General features: G+C 63.2%; 10 protein-coding genes and 1 pseudogene. 7 read left to right on the forward strand and 4 right to left on the reverse strand.

Features of this window, described 5'->3' with window-relative positions:
* Nucleotides 1–22: 22 nt before the first annotated feature.
* Nucleotides 23–97 carry a hypothetical protein gene (locus EN749_RS38890; protein WP_281061920.1) on the forward strand — a complete coding sequence of 25 codons (75 nt, stop codon included), beginning with the start codon at nt 23–25 and terminating at the stop codon, nt 95–97.
* Nucleotides 98–329: 232 nt separating this feature from the next.
* Here EN749_RS38890 and EN749_RS39605 read toward each other — a convergent pair.
* From EN749_RS39605 to EN749_RS19520, 3 genes and pseudogenes are all read right to left on the reverse strand, one after another.
* Nucleotides 330–1,229, reverse strand: a pseudogene (locus tag EN749_RS39605) (DUF2865 domain-containing protein); the annotation flags it as partial.
* An 88-nt stretch (nt 1,230–1,317) separates the two neighbouring features.
* The gene (locus EN749_RS19515) at nt 1,318–3,642 is read right to left on the reverse strand and encodes an NADP-dependent malic enzyme (RefSeq protein ID WP_128363748.1); all 2,325 of its coding nucleotides are present in this window, start codon (nt 3,640–3,642) and stop codon (nt 1,318–1,320) included.
* 176 nt (nt 3,643–3,818) lie between these two features.
* Nucleotides 3,819–4,598, reverse strand: a complete 780-nt coding sequence (locus EN749_RS19520) for an SDR family oxidoreductase (protein ID WP_128363749.1) — start codon at nt 4,596–4,598, stop codon at nt 3,819–3,821.
* Between the two features lie 118 nt (nt 4,599–4,716).
* On the opposite strand from EN749_RS19520, the gene EN749_RS19525 reads away from it, so the two are divergent.
* Together EN749_RS19525 and EN749_RS19530 are read left to right on the forward strand one after the other, a co-directional pair.
* Entirely contained in the window at nt 4,717–5,532 is an 816-nt protein-coding gene (locus EN749_RS19525) for a UDP-2,3-diacylglucosamine diphosphatase (protein WP_127399074.1), read from the forward strand.
* A 124-nt stretch (nt 5,533–5,656) separates the two neighbouring features.
* Complete coding sequence (locus tag EN749_RS19530) at nt 5,657–6,871, forward strand: MFS transporter (RefSeq protein ID WP_127810521.1); 1,215 nt, start codon at nt 5,657–5,659, stop codon at nt 6,869–6,871.
* Here EN749_RS19530 and dgcA read toward each other — a convergent pair.
* On the reverse strand, nt 6,842–7,825 hold the full coding sequence (dgcA, locus tag EN749_RS19535; protein WP_127810520.1) for an N-acetyl-D-Glu racemase DgcA: 984 nt from the start codon (nt 7,823–7,825) through the stop codon (nt 6,842–6,844). The genes EN749_RS19530 and dgcA overlap by 30 nt on opposite strands.
* A 76-nt stretch (nt 7,826–7,901) precedes the next feature.
* On the opposite strand from dgcA, the gene EN749_RS19540 reads away from it, so the two are divergent.
* The 4 genes from EN749_RS19540 to EN749_RS19555 are packed head-to-tail and all read left to right on the forward strand — an operon-like array spanning nt 7,902 to nt 11,988.
* Nucleotides 7,902–9,089 (forward strand): ABC transporter permease, encoded by a 1,188-nt coding sequence (locus EN749_RS19540; protein WP_128363750.1) that lies wholly within the window; start codon nt 7,902–7,904, stop codon nt 9,087–9,089.
* A gap of 1 nt (nt 9,090) precedes the next feature.
* The gene (locus tag EN749_RS19545) at nt 9,091–9,912 is read left to right on the forward strand and encodes an ABC transporter ATP-binding protein (RefSeq protein ID WP_127810519.1); all 822 of its coding nucleotides are present in this window, start codon (nt 9,091–9,093) and stop codon (nt 9,910–9,912) included.
* Nucleotides 9,913–9,926: 14 nt separating this feature from the next.
* Nucleotides 9,927–11,300, forward strand: coding sequence for an MlaD family protein (locus EN749_RS19550; protein ID WP_128363751.1), 1,374 nt, complete (start codon nt 9,927–9,929; stop codon nt 11,298–11,300).
* Nucleotides 11,281–11,988 carry an ABC-type transport auxiliary lipoprotein family protein gene (locus tag EN749_RS19555; RefSeq protein WP_128363752.1) on the forward strand — a complete coding sequence of 236 codons (708 nt, stop codon included), beginning with the start codon at nt 11,281–11,283 and terminating at the stop codon, nt 11,986–11,988. Before EN749_RS19550 ends, EN749_RS19555 begins: the two co-directional genes overlap by 20 nt.
* Nucleotides 11,989–12,248: the final 260 nt, after the last annotated feature.

Raw genomic sequence — 12,248 nt, forward strand, 5'->3', positions numbered from 1 at the left:
GCTCAGGACAGCCCTTACCGGACTGCCTTCGGGGCCGGAGCTTGCAGATCTATTGCCGCTGATGGGTCGGGAAGGAACGTTGGCCCGACGACCCTGACCTTGCGCTGTTCCGGCGGCAGCGCGGACACCGGCGACGTCACCGGCTTGGCGGAAACCCGCTTGATCGCCTCGCGGTCGAGCCCGCCTTCCTGATTGGCCAGCGTTTCGGGATCGGCACCTGGATCCGGTTTGGAGATCGGCACCGGAATGAACGGTGCGGAGTCCGTCTCGGGTTGCAACTGTTCCGGATTCGGCGGGTTGCCGGCGATGATCTGAAAACCCTGCGCGGCGGCGTTGCAGCCGCAAGCCGGCGGCCGCGACATATCGGGCTGCTTGTAGAGATAGGCGGTCGGCAATTCGCTGTAGGGTCGGCCGGTGACGGATGACGTCATCGAGGCCGAATCGTCGTCCATGCCGCGCGAATAGAAAACCTGCATCTCGGTGCCGGGGCAGCTCGATTCGCAATTCTTCTGGTCACGTTCGAAATCGCCTGCCGAGGCTGAGTTCGACATCGGGAAGAAGTAGCCGTCGCAGGTGCGCACACAGGAAGTGTGGAACTCACCGCCGACGCTCGGAAAATCGGGTATGCCGGGCTGGTTGAGCACACGGCGGACATTGCGCTCCTCGCCGGGATCGTCGGGCTGGTTGGGCTCATCAAGCATATCGAGCTGCTGGCTGTTGCCGCCAAAAAGCTGATCGAACAGGTTTGCGCTGCCGCCCTCGCGGTTGGCTTCCTGCAAAGGCGCCCGCCGAGGCGCAACGGCGTCGTCGCGGCAGCCATTGGCGTCAAGCGCCGCCAGGATGCGTCCGCGGTCGCGGCGCGAGCCGCCGCCGGCCAGCCGCTCGCGCTTGTTCTGCAAGGCGTCGAGATTGGCATTCATGCGATCGATGGTGGCGTTTAGCCCGGCGCATTGATTGAGGTTGCGGCCAAACAGCGAAAAGCCGCACCCGGCCCGGCTCGCTTGGCCGCGGGCTTTCGAAATCTGCTCATGCTGCCTGGCAATTGCGGAATCGTATTTCCGGATCAGCGCCGGATCGCCACCGCCGCCGCGCGAGGACGCGGCAAGATCGGCTTCCAGCTGGCGGCAGACCCGCGAGGCGGCCTGTGGCTCGGCCACCCCCCAGCTTGCGGACAACAGCAGGCCAAGCAGCACGGCAGCATGCGCCTGCTTCCACCCTCCGCTTGCCATCTGCCCAAACTCCGCCTGCCAAATCCGACTGTTAGCCCGCAATGCTACCGTGTTCGCGGTTAACTGCAGTTTACCGCGAAATCCGTGTTCAGCCCAGATTGACCACCGCCTGTGCCTTGTGGGCGGCTTCCACGACGGCAAGCGCCGTCATGTTGACGACGCCGCGCGAGGTGACCGACGGCGTCAATATATGCGCCGGCATGTCCGTGCCGAGCAGGATCGGCCCGACGTGTAGCGCATCCATCATGGTCCTGAGCGCCGTCAGCGTGATGTTGGCCGAATCGAGGTTGGGGAACACCAGCAAATTGGCTTCGCCCTTCAGCCGTGAATGCGGATAGACGCGCTGGCGCAGATGCTCCGACAGAGCGGAATCGGCGTGCATCTCGCCATCGCATTCCATCTCTGGGGCAATGCGCGCCAGGATCGCCGCCGCTTGCCGCATCTTCAGGGCACTGGGCGAATCGCGCGAGCCGAAATCCGAATGCGAGAGCAGCGCTGCCTTCGGCTCGATGCCGAAGCGCTGGATTTCTTCCGCCGCCAGCACCGTCATCTCAGCGATTTCTTCCGCCGTCGGGTCGACGGAGACGTGGGTGTCGGTCAGGAAGATGATACCGCGCTGCGAGATCAGCATGGAAAGCGTCGACAGGTCGCGATCCTTGACGCCGGTGCGCGGGCCGATGATCAAGGTGACGTTGCGCAGATGCCGCTCGAAGCGCCCTTCGAGGCCGCAAACCATTGCATCGGCATCGCCGCGTTTCAGCGCAAGTGCTGCGATCACCGTGTTGTCGGTGCGCACCATGGTGCGCGCGGCTTCCGTCGTGACGCCGCGCCGGCCGGCGAGTTCGATCAGAAGGTCGACATAATGGCGGTAGCGCGGATCGTCTTCCGGGTTGATCAGGCCGAAATCCACACCGGGCTTGATGCGCAAGCCGTAGCGCTTCAGGCGCACCTCGATGACGTGCGGCCGGCCGATCAGGATCGGCTCGGCGATGCCTTCCTCGAGCACCACCTGGGCGGCGCGCAGCACGCGCTCATCCTCGCCGTCTGCATAGATGACGCGCTTGGCGCTCGATGCCTTGGCTGACGAGAACACCGGCTTCATCACCAGGCCGGAGCGGAAGACGAAGCGGTTCAGCTTGTCGATATAGGCGGCGAAATCGGTGATCGGCCTTGTCGCGACACCGGTGTCGCAGGCCGCCTTGGCGACCGCGGGCGCTATGCGCAGGATCAGGCGTGGATCGAAGGGCGAAGGGATCAGGAATTCAGGGCCGAAGATCGGCGTCTCGCCGGAATAGGCGCGGGCAGCGACATCTGAAGGTTCCTCGCGGGCAAGGGCTGCGATGGCGCGGACCGCCGCCATCTTCATCTCCTCGTTGATAGCGCTGGCACCACAGTCGAGCGCGCCGCGGAAGATGTAAGGAAAACACAGTACGTTGTTGACCTGATTGGGAAAATCGGACCTGCCTGTGCAGATCATCGCATCGGGACGCGCCGCACGCGCCGTTTCCGGCATGATCTCGGGATTGGGGTTGGCCAGCGCCAGGATCAGCGGTTTTGGCGCCATGTGCTCAAGCAGTTCCGGCTTCAGCACGCCTGCCGCCGAGAGGCCGAGGAAGACATCTGCGCCCGATATGACGTCGGCCAGCGTGCGCGCCTCGGTGTCCTTCACATAAGGGTCTTTCCAGCGGTCCATCTCGTCGGTCCGCCCTTTGTAGGCAACGCCGAAACGGTCGGTGACCCAGATGTTTTCGACTTTGGCGCCGAGCGAGACCAGCAGGTTGAGGCAGGCAAGGGCGGCAGCCCCGGCGCCGGAGGTGACGATCTTGATGTCAGATATGGTTTTTCCGGCGAATTCCAGCCCGTTGAGCACGGCGGCGGCGACAATGATGGCGGTGCCGTGCTGGTCGTCGTGGAACACCGGTATGCCCATGCGGGCCTTCAACTGTTCCTCGACCTCGAAGCATTCCGGCGCCTTGATGTCCTCGAGATTGATGCCGCCGAAAGTCGGCTCGAGCGCCGAGATCGTCTCGACCATGCGCTCGATACCGGGCGCGTCGATCTCTATGTCGAAGACATCGATACCGGCGAACTTCTTGAACAGGACGGCTTTGCCTTCCATGACCGGTTTGGAGGCCAGCGGGCCGATATTGCCGAGGCCGAGCACCGCCGATCCGTTTGTGACGACACCGACCAGATTGGCGCGTGCGGTGTAGTCGGCGGCGGTCGCCGGGTCGTCGCGGATTTCCAGGCAAGGGGCGGCGACGCCAGGCGAATAGGCGAGCGCGAGGTCGCGCTGATTGCCGAGCGGCTTGGTCGCCTGTATCTCGAGCTTTCCCGGCCTTGGGTGCTTGTGGAAGTAGAGGGCGGCTTCGTCGAGGTCCGAACGTGCCGTCTTTTTGCTCTCGCCTTCCATGCGGCCGCTCCCTCGAAATCTGGCTGAGATTCCCTTTTAGCATGCAGCCGTGGTTTTTCGCGACGCTAATTGACGCGCCGGCAGCTTTACCCGGCGGCGCGTAGAAAGTTGCTAATGATCAAATGCTTATGCCGATTCTCTAACGGACGGCTCCTACAGTTTCACGGACAAGTTGATCAAAAGGCGCTGACGTAGAGACCACCATCGACCGGTATGTTCTGCCCGGTCAGATAGCCCGCATGGACCGAGCACAGGAAGGCGCAGATCTGGCCGAATTCTTCCGGCGTGCCGAGCCGCTTGGCCGGAACGTCGGCGCTGATGCGGGTCTTGCGCGCGGCTGCGGCCTTAGGGCTTTCGACGCTGCCGGCTTCATGCGGGCCGCGCAGCCGGTCGGTGTCGAGCTTGCCCGGCAAAAGACTGTTGATGGTCACGTTGCGGTCGATCACCGTTCTGGCCACGCCGGCAAGAAACGAGGTCAGGCCGGCGCGCGCGCCGGACGACAGGTCGAGGCCGGGAATGGGCACATAGACCGACAGCGATGTGATGTTGACGATGCGGCCGAAGCCGCGCGCCGCCATGCCGTCAAGGACAGCCTGGACCAGCTCGATCGGCGTCACCATGTTCTGGGTGACGCCTTCGAGGATCTTTTCGCGATCGAGCGTGCGGAAATCGCGAAGCGGCGGGCCGCCATTGTTGTTGACGAGGATGTCCGGCTCGGGGCAAGCCGCGAGCAGCGCCTTCTGCACCTCCGGCTTCGAAACGTCGCCAACGACTTCCGTCACCGTGACGCCATATCGCTCGCGCAACTCCGCGGCGGTTTTCGCCACCAGCTCGGCATTGCGCCCGTTGACCACGACATCGCAGCCGGCTTCCGCCAGCGCCATGGCGCAACCGCGCCCAAGTCCCTTGCTCGAAGCGCAGACGATGGCCTTCTTTCCGCGGATACCGAGATCCATGACGATTTCTCCTGTGATTTGGCCGGCAAGCTAGTCCTTCGGCTGGACCAATCGCAACCGTCATACGGTTGTTGCATGAATCGGGGCATAGGCTCGCGAAAGCAACGGTGAAATCGCGATGTCCGGCCAAGAGCCCCGCACTTTCCGCAGCATGTTCATTTCCGATGTCCATCTGGGCTCGAAGGCGGCCAAGGCCGAGTTCCTGATCGATTTCCTTCGATATCACGATGCCGATATCATCTATCTGGTGGGCGACATCGTCGACGGCTGGCGGCTGCGGCGGAGCTGGCACTGGCCGCAAAGCCACAATGACGTCGTGCAGAAACTGCTGCGCAAGGCGCGCAAGGGCGCCAACATCACCTACATCGCCGGCAACCATGACGAGTTCGCCCGCCAGTTCCAGGGCGTGCATTTCGGCGGCATCGTCGTCGCCGACCGTGCCATCCACGAGACCGCCGACGGCAAGCGCCTGCTCGTCATCCATGGCGACCAGTTCGACACCGTGGTCCACAATGCGCGCTGGCTGGCCTATCTCGGCGACCATGCCTATGACGCGGCCATGCTGGTCAACCGCGTGGTGACGCGGCTGCGGCAACTGCTCGGCCTGCCGTATTGGTCGTTTTCGTCCTGGGCCAAGCACAACGTCAAGAAAGCGGTGAACTTCATCGGCTCGTTCCAGACCATGCTTGCGGATGAGGCGCGTCGTTCACACGTCGACGGCGTCATTTGCGGCCACATCCATCATGCCGTCATCGAGAATTTTGGCGATGTCCAGTACATCAACACCGGCGACTGGGTGGAAAGCTGCACGGCCGTGGTCGAGCATTTTGACGGCCGCATGGAAATCCTGACCTGGGCGCAGGTGCTGCCAGAAGCGCCGGACGAGCCCTTTGTCCCGTTGCTCATCAAGGACCGGGTAGGGCAGGCGGCATAGTCCGAAGTCTTTTCAGGCTTCGGAATCGATCAATTAGTCCAACCGGTTTCGTCCGGTTTTCGTCCATGTTAAGGGATCGACACGCGTTGCCGTCCGGTCGAATACAGCGCGATTGGATCGATTCATGGCCCTGCCGCAGCTCTCGCCCGAACAACTCGTCAAGCCGCGCCATTTCGAACTGCGCATGAGCCTGATCTTCGCGACGCTGTACGTGCCGCTCGGAACCCATTTGCCTTATTTTCCACTGTGGCTGCAGGCCAAGGGTTTTCACGCCGAGCAGATCGCCGTCATTCTGGCGGCGCCGATGTTCCTGCGCGTGGTGACGACGCCGTTACTGACCGCGTTGGCCGACCGTGCCAGGGACCGCGCCGATGTCTATGTCGCGCTGATGGCTGCATCACTGCTCCTGTCGGCAGGCTATTTCCTGCCGCCGACCTATGCGATGGTGCTGGCGGTCTCACTGGCGCTGACCATTGTCTGGACGCCGCATTCGCCGATCGCCGACTCGCTGGCGCTTTCGGGTGTCCGCCGCTTCGGTTCGAACTACACAAGCATGCGCAAATGGGGCTCGATCTCCTATCTCTGCGCCAATGTCGCCGGCGGCTTCATTCTGTCGGCAACCGGCTCGCAGGCCGTTCCGGTTATCATTCTGGCGGCGTTTGCCGCGGCCCTTGCCGCTGGCCTGCTGGCGCCGCGTCTAGGCCGTCCACGGCGCGCCTCACCGCTGTCGGCCACCGATATCCAGCATTCGGCGCCGAAGCTTCTCAACCCGTATTTCCTGTATTTTTCCGTCGGCGTCGGCGTCATAACCGCCAGCCACGCATTCCTCTACGGTTTCGTCTCCATCTACTGGAAATCGATCGGCCTCAGCGATTCGGTTGTCGGTCTCTTATGGGCCTGGGGCGTGGTGTCGGAAGTCTGCATGTTCATGATGTTCACCCGCTTTTTTGACCGGTTCTCCGTCGTGTCGATCATGGTGATGGCGGGGATCGGCTCCATCGTGCGCTGGATCGCCTTTCCGCTGGTCTGGCCGCTCGGCCTCGGCATTCCCGGTTTCTTCGGTGTCCAGTCGCTGCACTCGGTCTCGGTGGCGCTTGGGCTGATCGGCCTGCAGAAGATGATCGGCGAAACCGTCTCCGAGGAGCGGACAGGTGCCGCGCAAGGCATTGCCTATTTCTCCAACGGCTTCTTCATGGCGGTGGTGACGCTGGCGTCCGGCCCGCTCTACGACCATCTCGGCGTGGACGGCTTCTTTGCCATGATCCCGATCGCCTTGATCGGCCTCGTGCTGATCGGCCTTGCAGCGCGCTCAGCCCCACAGCGCCACATCGGGCGGTGACACCAGCGATCCCTGGTAGACAAGGCCCGGTACCCGGTCGCGGGCAAGCAGCAGCGGACCGTCGAGGTCGACGAAATCGGCATGCTGGGCAAGCAGCACCGCTGGCGCCATCGCCAATGACGTGCCGACCATGCAGCCGACCATCACGCCGAAACCGAGTTCGCGGGCGCGATCGCGCAGCACCAGTGCCGCAGTCAGGCCCCCCGACTTGTCGAGCTTGATGTTGACGGCATCGTAGAGACCGACAAGCGCTTCGAGATTCTCAGCCTCATGCACGCTTTCATCGGCGCAGATCGGCACGGGATGGGCGATATGGCGCAGGATTTCGTCATGACCGGCCGGCAGCGGCTGCTCGATCAGCGCGATGCCTTGTTCGGCGGCAAAGGCGAGGTTCGCAACGATGTTGTCGTCGCTCCAGCCCTCATTGGCGTCGAGGATGATGCGGCTGTCTGGCGCTGCCTGCCTGACCGCGCGGATGCGGGCGATGTCGTTGTCGCCGCCGATCTTGACCTTGAGCAGCGGCCGCGCCGCATTGGCGCGAGCCTGCGCCGCCATCGCCTCCGGCTCGTCCAGCGACAGCGTGTAGGCGGTTTCGAGCGCCTGCAAGGGAAGAGCACCTATCGCGACTGCTACCGAGGTTCCGCTGAGCTTTGCCTCCAGGTCCCACAGAGCGCAGTCTATGGCGTTGCGGGCGGCTCCGGCCGGCATCGCATCAAGCAAGGCGGTCCGGCCGATGCCACCGGCGATCCGGCCGCGCATGGCCTCGATCGCGTCGCGCACGCCCTCCATGGTCTCGCCATAGCGCTTGTAGGGGACGCATTCGCCACGGCCGAGGTGGCCGCCCTCGCCGATCGTGCAGGAGATCACTTCGGCTTCGGTCTTGGAACCTCGCGAAATGGTGAAGGTTCCGGCGATGGGAAAACGCTCGGCCTCGACCGAAATGACACGCGCCATATTTTTCTGCTCCTGCTATGCGACAAGCGTTGTCGGCAAATCGACAGGTCAGACCCGTCAGGCTAAACAGGACGCCATGTTGACCATCGGCAAGCGCGACGCAAGCGGCACGACCGCAGGGGAGGCTGACCACGAACCGCGTGTGGCGATCGGCGAGGAGGACGGCGTTCTTGGCTGCGCTTTCTCCGGAATCTGGACCACAAGGACCGTCGCGCTCATCGACGCCGACATGCGCAAGATCGAAAAGCGAAGCGGCTTCAAAACCTTGGCGCTCGATGTTTCCAAGATCGAGAAGATGGACACCGCCGGGGCCTGGCTGATCGACCGGCTGGTCAGCGCCTTCGAGAAGAAGGGCGTCGAGATCCAGATGCAAGGCCAGAGCGAGATCGCTTCGATCCTGCTCGAAGCTGTCGGCGAGGCCGTGCGGCGCGAACCCGAATCCGGCCCGGCGCGACGGCCCAACATCGTCATTCGCGCGCTGGAGGCGGTTGGCCGCCGGGTCTACGAGATGCGCGACGATTTTCTCGCCTCGATGAACATCCTCGGCGCCACCATCCGTGGCGCGCAGATGAAGCTCGGCCGTGGCCATGCCGTCAACCCGGCGGCGATTTTCAACCAGATCGACCGCATGGGCGTCGGCGCCATTCCGGTGGTGGTGCTGATGTCGGCGATCGTCGGCGCCATCGTTGCCCAGCAAGGCGCCTATCAGCTCAGCTATTTCGGCGCCGATATCTTCGTCGTCGACCTGGTCGGCGTGCTAATCCTGCGCGAACTCGGCGTGCTGATGACGGCGATCATGATCGCCGGCCGCTCCGGCAGCGCGATCACCGCCGAGATCGGCTCGATGAAGATGCGCGAGGAGGTCGACGCGCTGAAGGTCATCGGGCTCAACCCGATCGGCGTCCTGGTCTTTCCGCGGCTCGTGGCGCTGGTCATCGCCTTGCCGTGCCTGACCATCATCGCCAATTTCGCCGCACTCGGCGGCGGCATACTGGCTGCCTGGCTCTATTCCGACATCCCGCCCGCCGCCTTCATCGACCGGTTGCGCGTCGCCATCGATCTCAGCACCATCTTTGCCGGCCTGATCAAGGCGCCGTTCATGGCCATGATCATCGGCACGATTGCCTCGGTCGAAGGCATGAAGGTCGGCGGCAGCGCCGAATCGCTCGGCCAGCATGTTACCGCTTCGGTTGTGAAGTCGATCTTCGTCGTCATCATCCTCGACGGACTTTTTGCCATGTTCTACGCAGCGATCGAGTTCTGAGATGAAGCTGCGAAACAGGAAAAGGGCGGGCGCATTGGCGGATGAGGCGGGCGAGGGCGACATCGTGCTATCCGCGCACGACATCAGCGTGTCCTTCGCCGACAAGCTTATCCTCGACAGACTGTCGCTCGACATAAGGCGCGGCGAAATCCTTGGATTTGTCGGTGCCTCGGGTGCTGGTAAATCCGTTCTGCTGCGCACCATTCTCGGCCTGACGCGCAAGCAGTCGGGTACGATCAAGCTGTTCGGCGTCGATGTCGAGAAAGCTGATGATGCCGAGCGTCTGCGCATCGACATGCGACTTGGCGTGCTGTTCCAGCACGGCGCGCTGTTCTCGGCGCTGACAGTGCAGGAAAACGTCCAGGTGCCGATGCGCGAATATCTCGACCTGCCGCGAAAGCTGATGGACGAACTGGCGATGCTCAAGATCGAACTGGTCGGGCTGCCGCCCGATGCAGCGCAGAAATTCCCGTCCGAACTGTCCGGCGGCATGATCAAGCGCGCCGCGCTGGCCCGGGCGCTCGCGCTCGATCCCGACATCGTCTTCCTCGACGAGCCGACATCGGGCCTCGATCCGATCAGCGCGGCGGAGTTCGACGAGCTGGTCGTCAAGCTGCGCGATACGATGGATCTGACCGTCTACATGGTGACGCACGATCTCGACACGCTGTTCACCGCTTGCGACCGGGTGGCCGTGCTCGGCAAGAAGAAAGTGCTGGTCGAAGGCACCATCGACGACATGCTGAAGAGCGAGGAACCGTGGGTAAAGTCCTATTTCCGCGGAAAACGCGCCCGGCAACTTGATCTTGCGGCGCGCGCATAGCCATAAGTGGGACAATGGAAACCAGAGCCAACTACGTCATTGTCGGCATCTTCACGCTGGCCGCGATCCTGGCGGCGTTTGCCTTCGTCTACTGGACGGCGGCGATCGGCGACAAGGGCGAGACGACGTTGCTGCGCGTGCGCATTCCGGGCTCGGCGTCCGGGCTTGGCCGCGGCAGTTTCGTGCTGTTCAACGGCGTCAAGGTCGGCGACGTCAAGCGCGTCTATATCGACGTCGACAATCCGACGGTTGCCATCGCCGATACCGAGATCGACCGCATGACGCCGATCACCAAATCGACGCAAGCCGATATCGGGCTTGCCGGCCTGACCGGGCAGGCCAACATCGAGCTCAAGGGCGCCGACCCCAAGGAAGTGAAACTCCTCGACCAGGCGGAAAAGGAAGGCAAGGTCGCCGAGATCGTTGCCAACCCGTCGGCGGTGACCAACCTCTTGCAGACGGCGCAGAATATCTTCACCCGCGCCGACAAGGTGCTGACCGAGCTCGAAGGCTTCACCAGGGACGTTCGCGGGCCGCTGACGCAGACCGTCCAGAATGTTCAGACCTTCTCCGATGCGCTGGCCAAGAATTCGGATGGCATCGACAAGTTCCTGTCCGCCGCCAGCACGCTGGCGGATGAGCTTAAAGGCGTTTCCGGCAAACTCGACGGCACGCTGAAAGCAGCCGAAGGCCTTCTCAACGCCGTCGACAAGGACAAGATCAAGAGCATCGTCGCCAATGTCGACGCGGTAACCGGTAACCTCAAGGAGACGTCGAAGCAGCTCGACGGCGTAATCAAGAACGTCGATACGGCCGTGGGGTCGGTCAACGATTTCGCCAAGCAGACGCAAGGCACGCTGGCCAAGGTCGACAACGTGCTCGACGGTATCGATCCCGCACAAGTGCGCTCGGCGCTCGCCAACATCCAAAAGGCCAGCGAGAGCGCCGACAAGGCCGCCGCCGACATCGCGGAGGTGACCCACAAGTTCGCCAACCGGGCCGACGACATCGACCAGACGATCAAGGACGCAAAGCAGCTCGCGCAACGGCTAAACGATGCCTCGGTGCGCGTCGATGGCATTCTTGCCAGGGTCGATACCTTGCTCGGGTCGGGGCAGGCCGACGGCGTGATGGCGGATGCCAGGGCGACGCTGAAGTCGTTCAAGCAGGTTGCCGACACGCTGAATGCCCGCCTTGGCGTCATCACCGACAATCTGGCGCGCTTCTCGGGACAGGGACTTTCGAACGTCGAGGCCTTGGTGCAGGACAGCCGCCGTTCGATCAGCCGCATCGAGGAGGCGGTGACCGATCTCAGCCGCAATCCGCAGCGCATCCTTTCGGGTGGCGACGGCGAGGTTCGGCAATTCGATGGCAGGGCGCGGCGTTGACTTCGGCGACGGCGCGCCCCAGAAACATGAGCCGCGAAAGCGGGTCGATCTTACGATCCGGGGACAACGGGGATCGCGCGTGAAGTCTGTATGGGTGAAAACGGGCGGGTTGACTTCGGCTGCGGCACTGCTTGCCTTGACGCTGGCCGGCTGCGCGGCGTTGGGCGGCAAGCCCGCGCCGCTCGATACGTTCGAACTGTCAGCGCCTTCGGTCGACGCGCATGGCCATAGCCGCCGCCAGATCCTGATCGCGCAGCCGTCGGCGCTCAAGGCGCTGGACAGCCAGAATATCGTCATCAAGCCGTCGGATCGGTCGATCCAGTATCTCAAGGGCGCGCAATGGGCCGACCGGCTGCCGTTGATCGTGCAGGCGCGGCTGGCCGAGACCTTCCAGCGTTCAGGCAGCTTTGCCGGCGTCGGCAAGCCGGGCGAGGGCCTGGCGATCGACTATCAGGTGATCGTCGAAATCCGGTCCTTCGAGGTGCGTGTCGACGGCGGCGAACATGCCGAGGTCGATCTGTTCGTGCGTATCCTGAACGATCGCAACGGCGAGGTCCGTGCCTCCAAGAGCTTCACCGCAACCGCACCCGTCTCGGGCAGCGGCAATCCTGCCTATGTCAGCGCGCTCGACAAGGCGTTCGGCGACGCCGCCGGGCAGATCGTGCACTGGACGGATTCGGTGATCTGAGCTTTCAAAGCGATCGTGCGTCGCGTTGAAACCACGTCGCACAGCGCATCGACTAAAGATCTTTGGTTTGCGCCGCCCCTCATTGCCCTGCCGGACATCTCTCTCCGTATAGTGACGGGGAGAGAGGGGCCGGTGTCCGAACCGGATAGATAGGTAACAGAATGGACTGATTAGATGGGTGACAGTTTTCTTGTCCGCCGGGAGGACCGGCGATGGTTTGGCGAGAGACTGGCATCATGGATGAGCGGCTTCGGTTTGTT

The sequence above is a fragment of the Mesorhizobium sp. M7A.F.Ca.ET.027.02.1.1 genome, from assembly GCF_004022985.1.
Lineage (GTDB): Bacteria > Pseudomonadota > Alphaproteobacteria > Rhizobiales > Rhizobiaceae > Mesorhizobium.